The organism is Alphaproteobacteria bacterium (assembly GCA_017308135.1).
Lineage (GTDB): Bacteria > Pseudomonadota > Alphaproteobacteria > CACIAM-22H2 > CACIAM-22H2 > Tagaea.
This window is the reverse complement of sequence record JAFKFM010000007.1, coordinates 630,752-651,427: the sequence shown is the minus strand read 5'-3', so window position 1 is coordinate 651,427 and position 20,676 is coordinate 630,752. Positions and strand designations below refer to the sequence as shown.

Annotated in this window: 21 protein-coding genes; 6 read left to right on the top strand and 15 right to left on the bottom strand. The window is 64.6% G+C overall.

The features are described from left to right. Window positions 1–9: 9 nt before the first annotated feature. From J0H39_07585 to speE, 3 genes are all read left to right on the top strand, one after another. Window positions 10–1,812, top strand: coding sequence for an acyl-CoA dehydrogenase (locus J0H39_07585; GenBank protein ID MBN9496600.1), 1,803 nt, complete (start codon window positions 10–12; stop codon window positions 1,810–1,812). A gap of 171 nt (window positions 1,813–1,983) precedes the next feature. Continuing rightward, complete coding sequence (gene speD, locus J0H39_07580; GenBank protein ID MBN9496599.1) at window positions 1,984–2,490, top strand: adenosylmethionine decarboxylase; 507 nt, start codon at window positions 1,984–1,986, stop codon at window positions 2,488–2,490. 71 nt (window positions 2,491–2,561) lie between these two features. Beyond that, window positions 2,562–3,419 (top strand): polyamine aminopropyltransferase, encoded by an 858-nt coding sequence (gene speE / locus J0H39_07575; GenBank protein MBN9496598.1) that lies wholly within the window; start codon window positions 2,562–2,564, stop codon window positions 3,417–3,419. Here the strand turns inward: speE and J0H39_07570 are convergent, their stop codons facing one another. Further along, complete coding sequence (locus J0H39_07570) at window positions 3,420–4,712, bottom strand: pentapeptide repeat-containing protein (GenBank protein ID MBN9496597.1); 1,293 nt, start codon at window positions 4,710–4,712, stop codon at window positions 3,420–3,422. It lies immediately after the preceding gene. A 44-nt stretch (window positions 4,713–4,756) separates the two neighbouring features. After that, window positions 4,757–6,076, bottom strand: a complete 1,320-nt coding sequence (locus tag J0H39_07565; GenBank protein MBN9496596.1) for a DNA polymerase IV — start codon at window positions 6,074–6,076, stop codon at window positions 4,757–4,759. Window positions 6,077–6,152: 76 nt separating this feature from the next. Here J0H39_07565 and J0H39_07560 point away from each other — a divergent pair, with 76 nt between their 5' ends. After that, a complete protein-coding gene (locus tag J0H39_07560) occupies window positions 6,153–7,112 on the top strand; it encodes an N-carbamoyl-D-amino-acid hydrolase (protein ID MBN9496595.1) in 960 nt (319 codons plus the stop codon). Between the two features lie 107 nt (window positions 7,113–7,219). Here the strand turns inward: J0H39_07560 and J0H39_07555 are convergent, their stop codons facing one another. The 10 genes from J0H39_07555 to J0H39_07510 all read right to left on the bottom strand — a co-directional run bounded on the left by J0H39_07555 (window position 7,220) and on the right by J0H39_07510 (window position 16,661). Then, window positions 7,220–7,510 carry a GIY-YIG nuclease family protein gene (locus J0H39_07555; protein ID MBN9496594.1) on the bottom strand — a complete coding sequence of 97 codons (291 nt, stop codon included), beginning with the start codon at window positions 7,508–7,510 and terminating at the stop codon, window positions 7,220–7,222. A gap of 69 nt (window positions 7,511–7,579) precedes the next feature. Then, window positions 7,580–8,212: a uracil phosphoribosyltransferase gene (upp, locus tag J0H39_07550; protein MBN9496593.1), complete on the bottom strand. Its 633-nt coding sequence runs from the start codon at window positions 8,210–8,212 to the stop codon at window positions 7,580–7,582. Window positions 8,213–8,229: 17 nt separating this feature from the next. Beyond that, window positions 8,230–9,417 (bottom strand): URC4/urg3 family protein, encoded by a 1,188-nt coding sequence (locus J0H39_07545; GenBank protein MBN9496592.1) that lies wholly within the window; start codon window positions 9,415–9,417, stop codon window positions 8,230–8,232. Between the two features lie 10 nt (window positions 9,418–9,427). Continuing rightward, complete coding sequence (locus J0H39_07540) at window positions 9,428–10,720, bottom strand: GTP cyclohydrolase II (GenBank protein ID MBN9496591.1); 1,293 nt, start codon at window positions 10,718–10,720, stop codon at window positions 9,428–9,430. Between the two features lie 73 nt (window positions 10,721–10,793). Then, window positions 10,794–11,696, bottom strand: a complete 903-nt coding sequence (locus tag J0H39_07535; protein MBN9496590.1) for a 4-deoxy-4-formamido-L-arabinose-phosphoundecaprenol deformylase — start codon at window positions 11,694–11,696, stop codon at window positions 10,794–10,796. After that, window positions 11,693–12,754: a bifunctional UDP-4-keto-pentose/UDP-xylose synthase gene (locus J0H39_07530; protein MBN9496589.1), complete on the bottom strand. Its 1,062-nt coding sequence runs from the start codon at window positions 12,752–12,754 to the stop codon at window positions 11,693–11,695. The genes J0H39_07535 and J0H39_07530 overlap by 4 nt, the downstream gene beginning before the upstream one ends. A 37-nt stretch (window positions 12,755–12,791) precedes the next feature. Next, window positions 12,792–13,694: a formyltransferase gene (locus tag J0H39_07525; protein ID MBN9496588.1), complete on the bottom strand. Its 903-nt coding sequence runs from the start codon at window positions 13,692–13,694 to the stop codon at window positions 12,792–12,794. Next, window positions 13,694–14,638, bottom strand: coding sequence for a glycosyltransferase (locus J0H39_07520; GenBank protein MBN9496587.1), 945 nt, complete (start codon window positions 14,636–14,638; stop codon window positions 13,694–13,696). Before J0H39_07520 ends, J0H39_07525 begins: the two co-directional genes overlap by 1 nt. 5 nt (window positions 14,639–14,643) lie before the next feature. Further along, window positions 14,644–15,012, bottom strand: coding sequence for a 4-amino-4-deoxy-L-arabinose transferase (locus tag J0H39_07515; GenBank protein MBN9496586.1), 369 nt, complete (start codon window positions 15,010–15,012; stop codon window positions 14,644–14,646). Beyond that, a complete protein-coding gene (locus J0H39_07510; protein MBN9496585.1) occupies window positions 15,012–16,661 on the bottom strand; it encodes a phospholipid carrier-dependent glycosyltransferase in 1,650 nt (549 codons plus the stop codon). The genes J0H39_07515 and J0H39_07510 overlap by 1 nt, the downstream gene beginning before the upstream one ends. A 151-nt stretch (window positions 16,662–16,812) precedes the next feature. On the opposite strand from J0H39_07510, the gene J0H39_07505 reads away from it, so the two are divergent. Further along, entirely contained in the window at window positions 16,813–17,340 is a 528-nt protein-coding gene (locus J0H39_07505) for a hypoxanthine phosphoribosyltransferase (GenBank protein MBN9496584.1), read from the top strand. On the opposite strand, the gene J0H39_07500 is transcribed toward J0H39_07505, so the two are convergent. From J0H39_07500 to J0H39_07490, 3 genes are read right to left on the bottom strand one after another with little or no spacing between them, the layout of a single operon-like run. Continuing rightward, complete coding sequence (locus J0H39_07500; GenBank protein ID MBN9496583.1) at window positions 17,337–18,215, bottom strand: DMT family transporter; 879 nt, start codon at window positions 18,213–18,215, stop codon at window positions 17,337–17,339. The two genes, J0H39_07505 and J0H39_07500, sit on opposite strands and share 4 nt — an antisense overlap. A 55-nt stretch (window positions 18,216–18,270) precedes the next feature. Continuing rightward, window positions 18,271–18,621, bottom strand: a complete 351-nt coding sequence (locus J0H39_07495) for an Hpt domain-containing protein (GenBank protein ID MBN9496582.1) — start codon at window positions 18,619–18,621, stop codon at window positions 18,271–18,273. A gap of 50 nt (window positions 18,622–18,671) precedes the next feature. Further along, a complete protein-coding gene (locus J0H39_07490; GenBank protein MBN9496581.1) occupies window positions 18,672–19,886 on the bottom strand; it encodes an aminotransferase class V-fold PLP-dependent enzyme in 1,215 nt (404 codons plus the stop codon). A gap of 100 nt (window positions 19,887–19,986) precedes the next feature. Between J0H39_07490 and J0H39_07485 the strand changes: the two genes are divergently transcribed. Next, window positions 19,987–20,661 carry a GntR family transcriptional regulator gene (locus J0H39_07485; protein MBN9496580.1) on the top strand — a complete coding sequence of 225 codons (675 nt, stop codon included), beginning with the start codon at window positions 19,987–19,989 and terminating at the stop codon, window positions 20,659–20,661. The last annotated feature ends 15 nt before the right edge of the window (window positions 20,662–20,676 follow it).

Here is a 20,676-nt window from a genome sequence, read left to right as displayed (position 1 = left end):
AGGTGCGCGATGGACTACACGGCCCCGATCGACGAAATGCTGTTCGTGCTCGAAACGCTGGGCGCATCCCAGGCGCTCGTCGGCATACCGGGCGGCGAGCATCTCGAGGGCGAAACCGCGCATGCCGTGCTCGACGCCGCCGGGGCCTTCGCGTCGGGCGAATTGGCGCCGCTGAACCATTCTGGCGACAAGGCGGGCGCCAAGCTCGAAAACGGCGTGGTGCGCACCGCGCCGGGCTTCGCCGAGGCCTATCAGCGCTTCGTCGACGGCGGCTGGAACGCGGTGCCCTTCGCCGAAGCGCATGGCGGCCAAGGCTTGCCCTGGGCCTTGGCGGTCGCGGTCACCGAAATGTGGCAATCGGCCAATCTGGCGTTCGGCCTGTGCCCGCTGTTGTCGCATGGCGCGGTCGAATTGCTGGCGACGCACGGCACGGCCGAACAGCGCCGGATCTACGTGCCCAAGCTCGTTTCGGGGGCGTGGAGCGGCACGATGAATTTGACCGAGCCGCAGGCCGGATCGGATGTCGGCGCCATCAAAACGCGCGCGGTGGCCGATCCCGCCAACGATAGCGCGCTCGGCAAAGCCTATCGCATCACCGGCAACAAGATCTTCATCACCTATGGCGAGCACGACATGGCGGACAACATCGTCCACATGGTGCTCGCGCGCACGCCGGGTGCCCCCGCCGGATCGAAGGGGATTTCGCTGTTCCTGGTGCCGAAATTCCTGCCCGCCGGCGCCGACGGCACCAGCCTCGGCGCCAAGAACGATCTGCGCTGCGTCTCGCTCGAACATAAGCTCGGCATTTCGGCCGCCCCCACCTGCGTGATGGCGTTCGGCGACGATGGCGGGGCGCTGGGCTGGCTGATCGGCGCGGAAAATCGCGGCCTCGAATGCATGTTCATCATGATGAACAACGCGCGGCTATCGGTCGGCTTGCAAGGTGTCGCGATCGCCGAGCGCGCCTACCAACAAGCCGCCGCCTACGCCAAAACGCGCGTGCAGAGCCGTGCGCTGTCGGGCAAGACGCCGGAGCCCGTCGCGATCATCGAACATCCCGATGTGCGGCGCATGCTGCTGGATATGAAAGCGCGGCTCGACGCGGCGCGCGCCCTCACCTACACAGCGCATCTGTCGCTCGATCTGGCGGCCAAGTCGCCCGACGCCGCGACCCGCGCCTATCACCAAGCGCGCGTCGATCTGCTGACACCCGTCGTCAAAGCCTGGTCGACCGATATCGGCGTCACCGTCGCCTCGCTCGGCGTCCAGATCCACGGCGGCATGGGCTATATCGAGGAGACGGGGGCCGCCCAGTATTATCGCGACGCGCGCATCACGCCGATCTACGAGGGGACGAACGGCATCCAGGCCAACGATCTCGTCTTCCGCAAGATCGCGCGCGACGGCGGGGCGGCGCTCGAAACTTTCCTCGACGAGATCGCCGCGATCGAAGCCGATCTTGCGAGCGATACGCAACCCGATCTCGTCCGTGTGCGCGAGACTTTGACGCAAGCGCGCGACGCGGTCGCCGCTGCCGGGAACTTCATCGTCGAGACGGCGAAGACGGAACCCGACAAAGTCGCCGCCGGGGCCGTGCCGTTCCTCGACATGCTGGGCACGCTGGCGGGCGGCGCTTTGCTCGCCAAAGGCGCGTTTTTGGCCGCGAAGCGCCCCGGCGACCCGCATACGCGTCGCCGCTTACTTGTGGCCCGGCATTTCGCCGACCATCTTCTGTCCAAGGTGCCGGGCGCGCTACATGGCGTGCGCGACGGTGCCGAGTCGGTCTTGGCGGCCCAAGCGGCCGATTTTTAGCCACAGCGTGCGAGGAATCTTGGGGACAGGTTCAAAATTTTCTTGAACCCCGGGAAATTAGCGTTCAAAAACCGAGTCATAAGCACGGGGTGCCCGGCGTTGGAGTCGGTCACCCCGTTTTTTCAATCGTGTCCCCGTCCGATGGGGATGGTTTGGAGGTGTGGGCAAGGAATGGCAAAAAACTCCGTACTGCGCAATTTGAAGGTCGTCACCGGTGATGCCCGTGACGCCTCCCCCAAATCCCTCAAGGCGCAGTCGGCCGATCAGCCGGTCCTGTCCACACACGCTCCCGTCGAAACGGTCGCCAAAGATCACTTCATCGAACGCAACGGCGTAAAATACGCCGGCACCCATCTGCTGATCGAGCTGTGGGGGGCGAAGAATCTTGGCGATTCGGCGCTGACCGAAGCCGCGTTGCGCGAAGGGGCCGTCACCGCCGGCGCGACGATTCTGCATTGCCACCTGCACCATTTCGGGCCGAATGCCGGCCTGTCGGGCGTGCTGGTGCTGGCGGAAAGCCACATCTCGATCCACACTTGGCCGGAACGCGAATACGCCGCGATCGACGTGTTCATGTGCGGCGTGTGCGATCCCTATCAGGCGATCCCGGCGATCAAGCGTGCCTTCGAACCGACCTCGATCCAGGTCGTCGAAAGCCGCCGCGGCATCATGGCCTGATCGCCTTTTCGCCCAATCACGTGGAAAGGGCGGTCCATCGCGACCGCCCTTTTCTTTTTCGGAGTTACGCGATGACCGACAAGAAGCCCTGGTTCAAGGAAACGCTGTACCCGGCGATCGCGCAAACCTACGCGATGGACAAGGTTCTGTTCCGCGAGCGTTCGGCGCACCAGGATCTCGTGATTTTCGAGAATTCGGTCTACGGCCGCGTGCTGGCGCTGGACGGCGCCATCCAGGTCACGACGCGCGACGAATTCGTCTATCACGAGATGATGACCCATGTGCCGATCCTGGCGCATGGCAAGGCCAAGCGCGTGCTGATCATCGGCGGCGGCGACGGCGGCATCCTGCGCGAGACGCTGCGTCATAAAACGGTCAAGCACGTGACGATGGTCGAGATCGACCGCGCCGTGGTCGATATGTGCCTGAAATGGATGCCGTCGATCGCGGGCAAATCCTTCGCCGACAGCCGCGTGAATCTGGTCATCACCGATGGCGCGAAGTTCGTCGAGGAAACGGCGGCGAAATTCGACGTGGTGATCGTCGATTCGACCGACCCCATCGGCCCCGGCGAAGTGCTGTTCACGGAGCGCTTCTACAAGGCTTGCGCCAAGCTGCTGACGCCGGGCGGCATTCTGGTGAACCAGAATGGCGTGCCCTTCCTGCAGGGCGACGAAATCACGATGACGTATCGGCGCCGGCGCAAGGCGTTCAAGGTCGCGTCGTTCTATGTCGCGGCGATCCCGTCCTATTACGGCGGGTTCATGGCGTTGGGCTGGGCGACGAACGACGCGAAAGCGTCGAAGCTGCCCGTGGCGACGATCGCCAAGCGCTTCGCCAAGGCCGGCATCAAGACCAAATACTACACGCCCGAAATCCACGCGGGTTGCTTCGCCCTGCCCGCTTTCGCCGCGTCGTATATCCGTTAGTCAGCGGCGCATAATCGCGCCGGCGATGTCCGCACCGTCGCTCTTGGCGAGCGACAGATCGACATCGAGCAGGATCGCGTCGCGCAGGATCGAGCGCGTGAAATTCGCGTCCAGCACGTTGGCGCGGTGAAGATTGGCGCCGGCGAAATCGGCGTCCTGAAAATTCGCGTCGGCCAAATTCGCGGGCCACAACCGGCCCGAAGGCTGGCCGTTGGGCAGCGGCATATTGACCGGTGCAAGCGAGGCTTTGGTGAACGTGGCGCCTTGCGCGTCGCAATGGCTGAGATTGGCGCCGTTGAAATTCGCTTCCGCGCAATTGGCGCCTTTGAGATCCGCACCCGACAGATCGCTCATGATCATCTGGCAGCGCACCAGCTTGGTGCCGGAAAGGCGCGCGCCCGTCAGCGTGGCGCCCGAAAGATTGGCGTTGGAGAAATCGAGGCCGGACAGATCGGCCTTGGTGAAATCGGCGCGGCGGCCCAAGCGGCCTTCCGACTTGATCCACAAAGCGTGATCGCGCAGCTGCGATTGGACGGCGTCGGAAAGCTGTTCGGCCTCGACCGCCATATTGGCGCCCTGCGTATTGGCGCGCGACAAATCCACGCCCGCCAGGATCGCGCCGATCAGATTGGCGTCGCGCAGATCGGCGCCGTCCATGATGGCGCCCGACAAATCCACGCCTTTGAGGTTCGCGCCCGCAAGATTGGCGCCCATGACATTGGCGCCCTTCAAAATTGCGCCTTCCATATTGGCGCGCGGCATCGACGCGAGTTCGAGATTGCAGCCGGTCAGCTTGGCGCCGGTGCAATCCGCCTCGGTCAAATTCGCTTTGGAAAGATCGGCACCTTGCGCGTTGGCTTTCGCCAGAATCGCCTGCTCGAGATCGGAGCCTTGCAGATCGGCCGAAACCAGCGCGATACCGTCGCCGCGGCGCGACTGCATCAACGTGCCGCCGCGCAGATCGGCGCCGCGCAGATTGGCGCCGCGCAGGCGGCAGCCGCGCAGATAAGCGCCGCGCAGATCGGCTTTGGCGAGGTTGGAGAGGCTCAAATCCGCGCGATCGAAATTGGCGGCGAACAGATCGGCTTCGGACAAATCCGCGCCCGCAAGTACCGCGCGCGACAGATTGGCGCCGGGCAGCTTCGCCTGGCGCAGATTGGCGCGCGTCAACGACACGCCATGCAAATCGGCGAGCGTCAGGTTGGCGCGTACGCCCCCCGGCTTTCGATTCAGGAATTTCTCGTGGTCCGAAAGGATCTTGACGATTTCTTGCGGACTAAGCGGACCCGGCATGTATTGGTCTTAAGGGTAAACCTGGACGATTCAAAGACCCTAATTCACCCCCGGCGGGGCGGCAAGCGTCCCCGGCCCAAGCCACGCCCCTTTCGGATGGCCGCCAGCCCGAATTTATCGCGAACGGCGTCGATCGCCTTCTCGACCTTGGCCGAGCGGGGATCGTCCGGACCCGATACGGGTTCCGTTCCGAAAAGGTCGCTCTGGCGCACTGGTTCCACCCCCGGCTCGGCCAATTCGCTGGCGCCCACCCCGATCAGGCGGAATCGGCGCTGGCGGTCGCGGGCGACTTCCTTGCGCAGCATCTCGTCCGCGGCGCGGAACAGGGTATCGGCCAGTTGCGTGCCTGCGGGCAGGGTCGTGCGGCGGGTCAGAATCTGGAAATTCGACAGTCGCAGCTTCAGCTGAACCGTCCGCCCGGCCAAATGATGCTTCTTGAGCCGATAGGCGACCTTTTCGGCCAGCGGCCAAAGCTCGCTCGACAATTCCTCCGCGTCGCCCAGATCGCGCAGGAAGGTCGTTTCGGCCGAAATCACCTTGGCCTCGCGCTCGGGCTCGACCGCGCGGTTGTCGCGCCCCTCCGCCATGCCGAACAGCCATTTGCCCGTATCCGCGTAGCGCGCGGCGAGTTCGCGCTCGCCCGCGCGCTGCAAATCGGCGACCGAAACGAAGCCGTCCTCGGCCAGTCGCGCCCCCAGCTTCGGCCCCACACCGGGCAATACGCGGATGGAACGCGTCGCCAAAAACGCATGCGCCTCCGCCCGCCCGATCACGCCGAAGCCGCGCGGTTTTTCGAGCTCGGAGGCGAGTTTCGCGATCAGCTTGTTGGGCGCCAACCCGACCGACACGGTGATGCCGATCTCGACCTCGATCCGCTTGGCGATGCGCGCGAGCGTCGCCGCCGGCGTTGCGTGATGGAGTTTTTCGGTGCCCGACAGATCGAGAAACGCCTCGTCCAGCGATAGGCTTTCGACCAAGGGCGTCGTTTCCTCGAAAATCGCCTTCACCTGGCGCGAGACGCCGGCGTATTTCGCCATATCGGGGCGCAGGATCACGGCATGCGGGCAAAGCTCGCGCGCCTTGAACATCGGCATCGCCGAGCGCACGCCGAATTTGCGCGCGTTATAACAGGCGGTCGAGACGACGCCGCGCGTGCCGCCGCCGATGATCAGCGCCTTGTCGCGCAAACTGGGATCGTCACGCTTCTCGACCGACGCGTAGAACGCGTCGCAATCGATATGCGCGAGGCTCAGCGTGTCGAGTTCGGGATGCCGGACGATGCGCGCGGAGCCGCACGCGGCGCACCGCAAAGCCGCCGCATCCTCGATCCGCGCAAAACAATCCCGGCACAGTCCTGGAGTCATGCGCCCATCATAACCGCCCTTCGCGGGAACGCGGGAGGCCGCTATGGTTTCCGGGACAGCAACACGGGATTCCGCCATGCCGCCCCAGAAACTTACGCCCCGGATCGTGACCATCGGCTGCGCCCAGATGGGCCCGATCGCCCGTGCGGAAACGCGCGCCCACTGCGTCGAGCGTTTGATCGCGTTGCTGCGCGCGGCGCACGCCAAAGGCTGCACGCTGGTCGTGTTCCCGGAATTGGCGCTGACGACCTTCTTCCCGCGCTGGTTCATGCCCGATTGGCGCGAGGTCGATGCGTTCTTCGAAACCGAGATGCCCAACGCGGCCGTGGCGCCCCTGTTCGCCGAGGCCAAGCGCCTGAAGATCGGTTTCTATCTCGGCTATGCGGAGAAAACGCCCGAAGGGCGCCGCTTCAACGCCGCCGTGCTCGTCGACCGGGAGGGCGCGATCGTCGGCAAGTACCGGAAAATCCATCTGCCCGGCCATGCGGAGAACGAGCCCGAGCGGCCGTTTCAGCATTTGGAGAAGCGCTACTTCGAGCCCGGCGATATCGGCTTTCCGGTGTGGCGCACGATGGGCGGCATCGTCGGCATGGCGATCTGCAACGATCGCCGCTGGCCCGAAACCTATCGCGTGATGGGCTTGAAGGGCATGGAGTTGATGCTGCTGGGCTACAACACGCCCGCGATCAACGGCTGGGCGATGGTGCATTCGGAACCCGAGCCCGAGCATCTACGCCAATTCCACAATCATCTGGTGATGCAGGCGGGCGCCTATCAGAACTCGACCTGGGTCGTCGCCGCCGCGAAGGCCGGCATCGAAGAAGGCTGCTCGCTGATCGGCGGATCGTGCATCGTAGCGCCGACGGGCGAGATCGTGGCGCTGGCGCGCTCGGTCGCCGACGAGCTGATCGTCGCCGATTGCGATCTCAGCCTTTGCGCCTACGGCAAGGAAACGACCTTCGCCTTCGCCAAGCACCGCCGCGTCGAGCATTACGGCCTGATCGCCGAACAGACCGGCGTGGTCGAGCCCGATTGATTCGCAGTTCTAGATCCCGGGTCTCGCTCACGCTCGCCCGGGATGACGGCATACTCACACGTCATCCCGGGCAAGCCGTCGCGACAGCGGCGGCGCGACCCGGGATCTCATACGATGCGGGCGTAAAGATCGTCCCAATTGGGATTGAGCGATTCGATCAATTCGAATTTCCAGGCGCGATGCCAGCGTTTGAGCGTCTTCTCGCGCGCGATCGCTTCGACGATATCTTCGTGCCGTTCGAACCACACGAGAAGCCGAAGCCTATAGCGCTTCGTGAATCCTTCGACGGCGCCGGTTCGATGTTGATGGGCGCGACGCGGTAAGTCGGACGTGACGCCCGTATAGAGCGTCCCGCGCGGGCGGTTGGTGACGATATAAACCCACCCGCCTTTCTCCATGTCCGCCCCTTTCCGGGATCCCGGGTCGCGCGAACGCCTCCGGCGTCCGCTTGCCCGGGATGACGGATGTCATTTCGTGCCGAACAGGCGATCCCCGGCGTCGCCCAGGCCCGGCACGATATAGCCGTGGTCGTTGAGATGGGAGTCGAGCGAAGCCGTGAAGATCGGCACGTCGGGGTGCTGTTCCTGCATCTCCTTCACGCCTTCGGGGGCGGCCAGCAAGCAAACGAATTTGAGCGATTTCGCCCCCGCCTGCTTGATCCGATCGACGGCCGCCGACGCCGAATGCCCGGTCGCGAGCATCGGATCGACGATGATCGTCTCGCGCTCGGCGATATCCTCGGGCAGCTTGCAGTAATACTCGATGGCGTTGAGCGTTTCGGGATCGCGATAGAGCCCGACGAAACCCACGCGCGCCGAGGGCAGAATTTCGAGCATGCCGTCGAGAATGCCGTTGCCCGCGCGCAAGACCGAGACGAGGCAGATTTCCTTCCCCGCCAGAACGGGCGCGCGCATCTTCGTCAGCGGCGTTTCGATTTCCTGCGTCGTCAACGCGCGATCGCGCGTGACTTCGTAGGCGAGCAGCATCGCAATCTCGCGCGCCAAGCGGCGGAAATCGCGCGTCTCGGTTTCCTTGCGGCGCATCTGGGTCAGCTTGTGCTGGATCAGCGGATGGCCGACGACGTTGAGCGTGCCCGTCATTCTTCTTCCCCGTTCGCTTAGAAAACAGTTCCGTCGCTGTCGATGGCGAGCGGCGGTCCGCCGCCCGGACGTTTCTCTGCCGCGATCACGCGGCCCGCGGTCCAGGTGCCGCCTTGCAACACCTTGGCCAGCGGAAAATCCTTCGCCGCAAGACCCAGCTGCGCGCGCACGCGCTCGGCGACGAGGTCAAGCAATTCGACCGTCAACGCGCGCCATTCGACGACGAGTTCCGATGTCGCATCGTGGCGATGCTTCGCTTGCGCCGGATCCTTCAGCGCCAAAACCCCGGTATCGAGGAACAAGCCGCCATTGCGATACTCCGGCAAGCCGGTCAACGCATCGATTTCGACGATCTCGATGCCGAGCCATTCCATCGGCTCGAGCAGCGAGTAGGCGAGCCATTGGCTGAGCTTGTGGAACGGCACCAAGCCATCCGTCGCGGCCGGATGGCGGCCGACATCGCCGACATTCACGCCATCGATCGTCACGCGCGCGGGCCAGGCATCCGCGAAACCGTCGAGCAGATGATGGAGCACGCGCGCCGCCGGCAGCTTGCCTTCGCGCGCATCGAACATCAACCGGTCGACGAGATTGCCGAGACGCGGTTCGGGCCCGAAAATATCGGGCCGCTTGGCGATGGCAGCCCCCAAGCGCCGCAGCAGCGCCGCGCGGGATTCCGCGCCCGCCAGCGGATTGGTGGCCGAGACTTGAAAACCGGCGGCGAGTTTTTCGCCCGTCAGCGCTTGCAGCGTTTCGGCCGTGCCCGACAAGGCACCGCTCGCGAACATGTCGAAACTCGCGACCGCCAAACCTTCCGAGCGCGCGAACACGCCGTCCGGCGTCGTGTATTTCCAATCGGGGCCGGACCCGGCGTCGAGCAGCACCGAGGTGACGGCGAGGTCCACGCCCAAGCGGCTGCGTTCGAGCTTGTCCTCCACGCGCGCGGCATACTTGCCCCACCGATCGATGCCGCCGACATCGAAATGCCGCCAGCGCGAGTGATAGGGCACGTTCAGATCGGGATAGTCGCGGCGGATGACGGCGACGGTGCGCGCGGCCGCGTCGTCGAGCTTGTCGAGATCGACGGCGAAATGCGGCGTCGATCCGGCGCACGCCGCGTCGAACACTTCGCGCGCCCGCGCGCGGATCGTGCGCGGATCGCGCAAATGGCGCACGCGGGCCGATGGCAGGCCGAGTTCGGGCATGTCCGCCATATCAGGAATCCAGATCGCGGCCCTTGGTGGATTCGAGCTTCGCCGCATCGGGGGCCGGTCCGCCGGTGAAGTAACCGGCCGCCTTCTTCGCCTCCATCTCCACCGACGCGTCGGCGGGGATGAGGTCCGGCGGAATCTCCACCTGCTCGATGATCTGAATGCCGGTGCGGGTGATCGCCTCGGATTTCATATTGCTCATCGACGCGAAACGGTCGATGCGCGAAATGCCGAGCCAATGCAGCACGTCGGGCATCAATTCCTGGAAGCGCATATCCTGCACGCCCGCGACGCATTCGGTGCGCTTGAAATAGGTCGCGGCCTGGTCGCCGCCTTCCTGACGTTTGCGCGCGTTGTAGACGAGGAACTTGGTGACTTCGCCAAGCGCCCGGCCTTCCTTGCGGTTATAGACGATGAAGCCCACGCCGCCTTGCTGCGCCGTTTCGACCGCGACTTCGATGCCGTGCGCCAGATACGGCCGGCAGGTGCAAATGTCGGACCCGAACACATCCGAGCCGTTGCACTCGTCGTGCACGCGCCCGCCGATCTTGGTCTTGGGATCGCCCAAGCCGCGCACGTCGCCGAACAGATAGACGGTCGTGCCGCCGATGGGCGGCAGGAACACCTTCATGTCCGAGCGCGTCACGAGCTCGGGGAACATCCCGCCCGTATACTCGAACAGGCCGCGGCGCAGATCGGTTTCGGCGATGCCGAAGCGCTTGGCGATACCGGGCAGGAACCACACGGGCTCGATCGCGACCTTGGTCGTACGCACCGTGCCATCCTTTTGGACGATGGCGCCGTCGATCTTCAAACGCCCGGCGGCCAACGCCGCGCGGATTTCGGGCATGTCGATATGCGCGCGCGTCACCGCGATGGTCGGGCGGATGTCGAGGCCGCGCGCCAACTCGGCCGCAAACACCTCGCCCACCATGTGACCATAGGGATCGAGGCTGACGATCTTTTCCGGATCGCCCCATTGCGGGAACGGGCCGATCGGATCGGGCGGCGAGGTGTTGGTAAGGTCAGGCTTGTGCATCGGCGACAAGGCGCCGGCCGCGACCGCGAGGGCGCGATAGAGCATATAGCTGCCCGAATGCGTGCCGATGACGTTGCGCACCGACGGATCGGTCGTCGAACCGATGATCGGCCCGCGCGCTTGCGCACCCGGCGCGCCCCAGTCGATGCGCGACGGCAGCGGCCCGCTTTTGGGCGGGTGCGAGGTCAGGGTGATGTGCTTGGATCGGGCCGCCCCAACAGGCGTGGGGCTCGGCGGGGATTGCGTACCGGTGGTCATCGGAAACGGCTCCGCTTAAAAAAGCAGTATAGAGCAATTCCCGCGGTTTTGAACAGATTTCGCCGATGACGAGTTAGGGGGCCTGGACGGCCATCGTCCCGGACCTTCCATCGACCGTACCCTGGATCAATTCGGCGACCGGCAGCTTCGCGGGATCGAGCTTTTTGGCCTCGGCCGCGAGATTGACGAATTCCACATCGCGCGCGGCGGCCTTCGCCAGCAAGGCCTCGAACCACCCGGCGTAGCGCATGCCTTCGAGCTCGGCATGGACGGTCAGCGTGTTGAGGGCGCCCGGCTTCAGCCAACCGAGATAGCGATCGACCAACTCGGCTTCCGGATATTCCGGACGGCCGAGAAGTTCGTCCAATGTCGGCAAGGTCGTCGGGATCTGGATCGTGCGGAACACCTTGTCGCCCACACGCGGAATGAATGGTTCCGTCCCGCGCGCGTCGGAGGCGTAGTCGAGCCGCGCTTCGTCATACGCCTCGAGGCTTTTGGCGTCGGCCTGCCAGCCCGCCGAGCCCGCCGTGCGCGCGGCATGGCCGAACACGCGCACATAGGCTTCGCGCGCCTTGGCGAATTCGTGGCGCGTGCGCTCCAAGCTCATCGTCGCCAAGCCATCCTGCCAGAAGACATGATCCCAGCAATGGATGCCGGTCTCGTGACCCGACAATGCGATCGCGCGCATCATATTGGCGTTGCGCTTGGCGATGTCGGGCCCCGGCAGCAGCACGCCGTTCATCAGCGTGCGTAGACCGTAAACCTGGACGACGCTGGTGCGGCTGACCTTGGCGAAGAAGCCGGGGCGGAAAATGCGCTTGATCGCGCGGCCCGTATTGTCCGGCCCCATCGAGAACAGGAACGTGCCGAGGATGTTGTGCTTTTCGAGCGCGCGCGCCAGGGGTGCGATACCTTCGCGCGTCCCCCGGTCGGTATCGACGTCGATCTTGATGGCGAGGCGCGGGCGCCCCGTCATTGCACCGGCGAGGACGAGAGATCGCCCGCGTCCTGCGACTTCGACAGAAGATAATAGTCGAGCGTCAGGCGCAACGCGGTGCGCAGATCGGTCGTCGGGCGCCAGCCGAGATATTTCTCCGCCGCCGCGACCGAGGGCACGCGGACTTGAATATCCTCGTAGCCCTTGCCGTAATAGGCGCCGGGATCGACGTCGATCAGCTTCACCTTCTTGCGCACGTCGTCGAAGCCCTTATAGAGCGCGATCTCGTCGAGCAGCGCTTCGGCCAATTCGCGCACCGAGCAATCGTTCTTCGGCTCGCCGATATTGAAGATGCGCTGGTCGGCGCAGCCGTCCTTGTTGGCGATGATGCGCACGAGGCAATCGATCGCGTCGTCGATATAAAGGAAGCAACGGCGCTGGGCGCCGCCGGCGACCAGGCTGATATTCTCGCCGCGCACGATATTGCCGACGAACTGCGTCAGCACGCGCGAGGAGCCTTCCTTCGCCGCCCAGATATTGTCGAGCTTGGGCCCGATCCAGTTGAACGGGCGGAACAGCGTGTAGCGCAGCTTGCCTTCGAGGCCGTAGGCGTGGATCACGCGGTCGAGCAATTGCTTGGAGCAGGAATAGATCCAGCGCTGCTTGCCCGTGGGCCCGAGCACGAAATTCGAATGCTCCTCGTCGAACGGCGTGTCGGCCGACATGCCGTAGACTTCCGACGTCGACGGGAACACGACGCGCTTGTTCCACTTCACGCAGTCGCGAATGATCGCGAGATTCGCTTCGAAATCGAGTTCGAAGACGCGCAGCGGTTCGCGCACATAGGAAATCGGCGTGGCGATCGCGACCAGCGGCAGGACCACGTCGCATTTCTTGACGTGGTACTGGATCCATTCGCGATTGATCGTGATGTCACCTTCGACGTAGTTGAAGCGCGGATTGCCGAGGAACTCCTCGATCTTGTCGCGCTGCACGTCCATGCCGTAGATCGACCAGTCGGTCGTCTCGAGGATACGTTTCGACAGATTCGAACCGATGAATCCGTTGACGCCGAGAATCAGGACTTTGAGGCTCACGAGGACGGCCTAGGAAAAAGTGAACAAGACGGGCTTTCTAGCCCAGAGAGGCGCCCGTTTCCAGCCCCAGCCCCCCGGCCTCGGCTTTGGGCTGGTCCGCCCAGTTCCAGCGCATCAGCTGAACCGCGCCCTGCCCCGAAGCGATCACCGGCGGAACGGCCGAAATCAGCGTGCCGGGCTTGCCTTGCCCCGGCACGGCTTTGGCGCGCCAGACGAACAGGCGCTTGCCGCTTACATCGCTGAACGCGCCGGGATAAGGCTCGGACACCGCGCGCACCAGATTGACGATATCGGCGGCCTTCTTCGTCCAATCGATCCGCCCGTCCTCCGGCTTGCGGCCGCCGAAATACGTCGCCTGGGACTCGTCTTGCGGAATGCGCGGTGCGGTCCCGGCCAATAGCGCATCGATCTGCCGCGCCAAAACCCGGCGGGCGGCGGCCACACATTTGACGGTGACGTCGGCGGTCGTCTCTTCGGGGCCGATATCGACCGCTTCCTGATCGACGATGTCGCCCGCGTCGGCGCGCTTCACCATATGATGGAGCGTCACGCCGATCTGCGTCTCGCCATGCAAGATCGCCCAATTCGCCGGCGCGCGGCCGCGATATTTGGGTAGATACGAACCGTGCATATTGACCGCCCCACGCGCGGCGCGATCGAGAATGCGCATCGGAATCATCCGCCGGTAATAGGCGGAGAGGATCAGATCGGGTGCCAACTCGGCGACGCGGTTTTCGAGCCACGGCCCGTCCTTGGCTTCGAGGATCGTGGTCTCGATCCCCGCTTCGCGCGCGCGCTCGGCGACCGAGCGGAACCACTTGTTCTCGCCCGGATCGTCCGCATGCGTGGCGACGAGGCGCACGTCGTGGCCGCGCTTCAACAACTCGTCGAGGCACGCATGCCCGACTTCGGAATACGCGAAAACGACGATGCCCGGCATTACGTATCCAGCTTTTCGTGGACGGCGCGGATCTGGAAGCGCGGGCGCTTGCGCACTTCCTGATAGATGCGGCCGACATATTCGCCCAGCAGCCCGATCCCCATGATCATCACGCCGGCGAGAAAATAGAGGAAGGCGAACAGCGTGAACACGCCGTCGGCTTCCGATCCGATGAAGATGCGCCGGCCCAGAATGATCGCGACCAGGCCAAGCGAGCCCGCCGTCACCAACATGCCGACGATGGTGAACAATTGCAGCGGTACGACGGAGAAACCGGTCATCAAATCGAAGTTCAGGCGCACGAGCTTGTAGAGCGAGTATTTGCTCTCGCCCGCATGGCGCGCGGCGTGGTCGACTTCGACTTCGGCCGGGTTGGCGGCGAAATGCTGGCCGAGCGCCGGGATAAACGTCGATTGCTCCCCCGTCGCGACGATCAGGCGCACGATCGGCAGCGAATAGGCGCGCAGCATGCAGCCTTGATCGGTCATGCGGATGCCGGTGATGCGCTCGCGCACCCAGTTCATCGCGCGCGACGCCCACACGCGCCAGCCGACGTCCTGGCGGTTCTTGCGGACCGAACCGACGACGTCGTGGCCTTGATCGGCCAGCGCCAGCAGCTTCGGAATTTCCTCGGGCGGATTCTGCAAGTCGGCGTCGATCGTGACGACCGTATCGCCGCGCGCGCGTTCGAACGCGGCCATGATCGCCATATGCTGGCCGGCGTTGCGTTCGAACTCGATCACCCGCACTTCCGCGGGCCGCGCCGCATGGAATTGCTTCAGCAGGTCGATCGAGCCGTCCTTGCTGCCGTCGTCGGTGTAGAGGATTTCCCAGCTTTTGCCCGTGCCATCGAGCGTCTTGGTCAAGCGCTCGTGCAACATGGGCAAGTTTTGGCGTTCGTTGAACACCGGCACGACGATCGAGATTTTCGGCTGCGGGGTCATTTCGTTCACGCGCGCGACAGGATCCAGACGCCGGCGCAGATCGTGGCGATCCCGGCGATTTTCATGGCCGACAACGGCTCGCCCATGAACCACCAGGCGATCAGCGCGTTGACGACGTAGCCGATGGACAGCATCGGATAGGCGAGGCTCACGTCCACGCGGCTCAACACCAAGAGCCACACGCCGACCGAGACGACGTAGCAGAACAAGCCCAGCGCCACGAACGGGTTCGTGCCGATCTGCCAGCCGATCGGCAGCAGATTCGACATGGCGAAATCGAAATGGCCGACGCGCGTCATCCCCGCCTTCAACGCGAGCTGCGCTGCGGCGTTGAGCAGGACTCCGGTCAGGATCAGCGGCAGATATTGGACCATCAGGGCGTTCGGTTAACGATCAGCATGAAGCGGCGCGTGCGCGCGAGTTCGGTGAACTTTGCCCCGACCGCTTCTTTGACTTCCGATTCGAATTGCAGCGGAACGATCATATAGACCGTCCGGTCCGCCTGCCAGCGGCGCCACAATTCCTCGGGATCGCCGAACATCCAGGCGGAGGTGTCCTCCCATTCGCGGCCGAAATCGAGCTCGCCCGACCATTGGAAGACCGAAATGCGCCTTCCGAGATAGACCGGCATATCCTGCGGATAGGCGCGGAAGGCGATCACCTCGTCCGTCGGCGACGCGACCGCGTTGATCGCCTGCGCGATCGGCTTGGCCGAGCGCGGCTGCAAATTCGCCATCGTCGTATCGACGCCTTGCAGGAACACGGCGGAGGCCACGCACGCCACCGCGAAGGCGGTCGCGGTCGAACGGCGCAGCGTCCACAGCAAGCCCGCGAGGGTGACGACGCCGCCCAGCGCCAACCACGGCAAAGCCGGGGCCGCGGCCGCGACATCGATCGCCGTGTCGCCGGCGAAGAAGCGCGTATGCCCCAGTGCGACGACGATCGCGGCGACGGCGAGCGCCCCGGCCAGGCCCGCGACGATCATCAGTGCCACGCGCAGCGATTTCGCACTCGTGTCGAGCGCCACGGCGACGTAGCGACCGGCGAACACCGCGACGGGGACGACGATCGGCGTCACGTAAGGAATGAGTTTCGAATCCGACGCCGAGAAGAACAGGAAGATCGCCCAGAACCACAGCGCCAGGAAAAGTTCATCGCGCCAATTTTTCGTCCGCGCGGCGATGGCGCGCAGATTACCCCATAGCGCCTGGAATACGATCACGGTCCAGGGAAAGAAGCCGAGAGCCATCACCGCCGCGAAGAACCACCAGGGCTGTGTGCGGCCATGGACGGTGCTGGTGAAGCGTTCGAAATGTTCGCGGACGAAATAGAAATGCCAGAACTCGGGCGATTTAATTCCGACCGCGACATGCCACGGCACGGTCAGCACCAGGAACAGGATCAAGCCCTGGATTAACTTCACCTGCAGCAGCAGGCGCCAATTCCAGGTCAGCACGATCCACAGCCCGATAACGAGGGCGGGCAGCACAATGCCGATCAGGCCCTTGGTCATCGTGGCGGCGGCGGCGGCGACATACATCGCGTAAAGCCAACGCGAACGTGCCGCACTGCCTTCGGGCGCCTTGACCGCGAACAGAAAGGCCATGAAGCCGAAGCTCATGAACACGCCGACGGGCACGTCGAGCAGGATCACCCGCGACAGCGCGAACCACAAAAGCGTCGTCGCCATAATCGTGGCGGCGAGCCAGCCCGTGCGCCGGTCATGGACCAAGCGCCCGGTCGCATAGGCGATGACAACGCCCCCCGCCGCCATCAGCGCCGTCGCCAAGCGCAGCGCGAACTCGGTCAGGCCGAACAGATGGATGAAGCCCGCCTGCATCCAGTAGAACAGCGGCGGCTTGAAGAAATATTTCACGCCGTTGATGCGCGGGGTGATCCAGTCGCCGGTCGAGAAGATCTCGCGGCCCAGTTCGGCGTAGCGCGCTTCCGACGGCACGGCCAGGGGCCGCGCGCCTAGGAACAGCAGGAAATACGTCCCCACGATCAGGGCGACCAAAATCAAGTCGATCGTCCAGGAAGGGTCCTTGGGCGCCACGGGGGGCGAAGGGGTCGGCGCGGGGGGCTCTTGCGCCGCCGGGGCGGGTTGGTCCACAAGCATGGGGCTTGGTACGCCCCCGGACGATACCGCTTCAACCCCTATTTTCGGACCCGTCATGGCTCTGGTTCCCAAAGAAACCCTGCATTCGGCGGCGGAAATCGCCGCGCGCGTCGAGGCCCTGGCGGGCGAAATCGCGGTCAAGCTGCCGGGCGATTTCACGATCATCTCGGTGTTGAACGGCGCTTTCGTGTTCACAGCCGATCTGATGCGGGCGCTCGCCAAGCGCGGCGTCCATCCGCGCGTCGAATTCGTGAACCTGAAAAGTTACGGCGACGCGACGACCAGCTCCGGCCAAGTGCGCGTCACCGGCACGCTGCCGGAGGATTTGAAGGGCCGGCCGGTGCTGCTGATCGACGATATTCTGGATACGGGGCGCACGCTGTCCTTCGCCAAGCAATTGCTGGAAGGCCTGGGCGGTTCGCCGGTCAAGATCGCGGTGTTCGCCGACAAGCCCGCGCGCCGCGTGGTGCCGCTGGAAGCCGATTTCGTCGCGTTCAAAATTCCCGACCGCTTCGTCGTCGGCTATGGCCTGGACCACGCCCAGCAATGGCGCGGCCTGCCCGATCTCGCCACCGTCGACTAACGGCGGAACAGCCGCCCGTCGACCAAGGCGAGGCCCAGCAAAATCACCGCGAAGCCGGCGAGCGCGAGCATCGTCGGCGTTTCGCCCAATACGCCCCAGCCCATCAGCATCGCCGAGGGCGGAATCAGCATCGTGACGAGCGCGGCATTGCCCGCCCCGTTGCGCGCCATCAGCGCGAAATAGATGCGATAGGCGAGTGCTGTCGACGCCAGCGCCAAGGCGATTACCGATGCGACAACCTCGATCGAGGGCATCGGCAAATTCCAGGGCGTATCGATCACCAATGCCATCGGTATCGCGAGCAGGCTGGAGCCGATCAACTGTCCCGCCGCCGGCACCACCGGCGGAAGCCCGCGAAAGCGCCGCGCCCACATCAACGCGATCGCGTAGCTGAACGTCGCGACAAGGAAGGCAAGTTGCGACAAGCCCGCCGTCCCCAGCCCGCCCAAGGCTTCGGGCCCGATCAGCAAGGCGACACCCGCGATACCGACCAGCACGCCGGCCAAGCGCAAGCCCGTCAGCTTTTCGTCGTCGGTGACGAAATGGGCGAGCAGAATGGTCCAGAGCGGCGTGGTCGAGTTGACGATGGCGGCGGCACTCACGCCCAACTCCTTCTGGCCCCAAAAATTGAGGCCGAAGGGAATGATGTTGTTGAGGAAGCCCATCACCAAGCACGCGAACCAGATGCGCTTCGGGATCGCGAGGCCTTGGACGCGCAGCCACACGAACAACGCCGCCGCCGCGAGAGCGACGCGCAACGCGACCAGCGTGAAGGTCGGGATCGTATCGACCGCGATCTTGGCGAACAGGAACGACCCGCCCCAAAGACAGGACAGGACGATCAACATCGCCCAGGCTTTGCCGTCGAGTTTCATGGCGCGGTTTTGCGGCGAAGCGAGGCGGCGTTCCACCCGCTTCTTGCGCGCGGCCTCAAGCGACCGAAATGCCGCGCGCGGCGACGGCCGATTTGAACGCGGCGAAACGCGCGCGCAGATCGGCGATCGCGGGCATGTCATGGGCATAGGCGCCGTCTTCGATGCGCTGTTCGATATCGGCGGCCAGCGCCGCGAGCGACGTGGCGCCGAAACTGCCCGAAGCGCTTTTCAGCGAATGCACCGCGCGATGCATCGCGGCGGTGTCGCCTTTCGATTCCGACAGCGCTTCGAATTCCGCGATCTTGGCGACCGCCTCGCCATAGAAGGTGCGCAGCAGGCGCGGCAGGATGTCCGCGCCCACTTCTTCGGTCAGCTGGTCGAGCGTCGCCCAATCGAACTCGGTCATGGACGAAAATTACCCGGGTCGCGCCCGGCTGACCAGAGCTACCGCCGAAATTATTGGGCCGCCGCCGCGACCGGCTTCTTGCCCGCCGTCTCGGCGAGATACGCCATCGCCGCATCCACGCCGCCCTTCTTGTGCGGCACGTTCGCCAGCGTCAGGCCCATTTCCACGCCGGCCAGCGTGCCCATCAGCATCAAATCGTTGAACGACCCCAGATGCCCGATGCGGAACACCTTGCCCGAGACTTTCGCCAAGCCCTGGCCCAGCGACATGTCGAACGCATCGAGCACGGCTTTGCGGAACTTGTCGGCATCGTGCCCGGCGGGCATCAGCAGCGCCGTCAGCGCGCTCGAATATTCCTTGGGCTCCAGGCACAGAATTTCGAGCCCCCAGGTGCGGGCCGCCCGGCGCGTGGCTTCGGCATGGCGGTCGTGGCGCGCGAAGACGTTGTCGAGCCCTTCTTCGTGCAGCATGTCGATCGCTTCGCACAGCCCGTAAAGCAGGTTCGTCGCGGGCGTGTAGGGGAAATAGCCGTTGGCGTTGGCGGCGATCATCTCGTCCCACGCCCAGAAGGATTTGGTCAGCTTCGCGGTCTTGGAAGCTTCCAGCGCTTTCTTCGACACCGCGTTGAACGACAGGCCGGGCGGCAACATCAAACCCTTCTGCGAGCCCGCGACGGTGACGTCCACGCCCCATTCGTCATGGCGATAATCGATCGAGCCCAGCGACGAAATCGTATCGACCATCAGCAAGGCCGGATGCTTGGCGCGATCCATCGCCTTGCGCACCTCGTTCACGCGCGTCGTGCAGCCGGTGGACGTTTCGTTATGGACGACCATCACCGCCTTATAGGCGTGGCCCTTGTCGGCGGTGAGTTTCGCCTCGACGGCGGCGGGATCCACACCATGGCGCCAATCGCCCTCGACGAATTCGACCTCGATGCCGAGCTTGCCCGCCATCTTGCGCCACAGCGTGGCGAAATGGCCGGTCTCGAACATCAGCACCTTGTCGCCGGGCGACAGCGTGTTGACCAAGGCCGCTTCCCAAGCGCCCGTGCCCGAGGCCGGGAAGATGATCGCGTGGCCTTCGGTCGTTTTGAAGATCGTCTTCATGCCGGCGAGCGCCTTGCGCCCGATCGCGCCGAATTCCGGCCCGCGATGATCGATCGTCGGATTGTCGATGGCGCGCAACACGCGCTCGGGCACGTTGGTGGGCCCCGGGATCTGCAGGAAATGGCGGCCGGATGCGGCGTTGCTCAGCTTGATCATGGGGGCGCTCCCTCGGGGCTTGGTTAACTTGGTATACCAAATGGCGCATAACCCGTCAATCCGGCTTTTCAGGCGCGGATTTTTGGTATACCAATAAGGAATGCCGGACGATTCCTCCCTTCCCGTCACGTTGCCCGCCAAGGCGGTGGATGCGTTGCGCCAGATGATCCTGGACGGCGAATTGCCGCCGGGCGCACGGCTCAGCGAACGCGCCTTGGGCGAACGCCTGGGCGTGTCGCGCACGCCGTTGCGCGAGGCCTTGCGCATGTTGGCGAGCGAAGGTCTGGTGCGGCACGAGCCCAATCGCGGCGCCGTCGTCGCCCCGCTGGACCGCGCCGACATCGAAGCGACGTTCGAGTTGCTGGCGGCCCTCGAAGGCCTCGCGGGCGAACTCGCCGCCCGGCGCATCGACGCGGCACAACTCGCCGAGATCAAGGCGCTGCATTTCGAAATGCGCGCCCATCACGCGCGCGGCGACCGCGCCGCTTATTTCCGCGCGAACCAAGAAATTCACCGGCACATCGCCGCGGCGGCCGCGAACCCCGTTCTTGTCGAAACGTTCGAGCGGTTGAACGCGCGCGTCAAACGCGTGCGCTACGCCGCGAACCTCACGCCCGAGCGCTGGGCCAAGGCGGTCGAGGAACACGAGCGCATGATCGCCGCTTTGGATGCGCGCGACGGCGCGGCGTTGCGGGCGATCTTGGAAGCGCATCTCGCCGGCAAGCGCCAATCCGTTCTCGCCGCCTTCGCGGGTACAGCCGAAGCCTACGACTAAGAAGATAAAACCGAG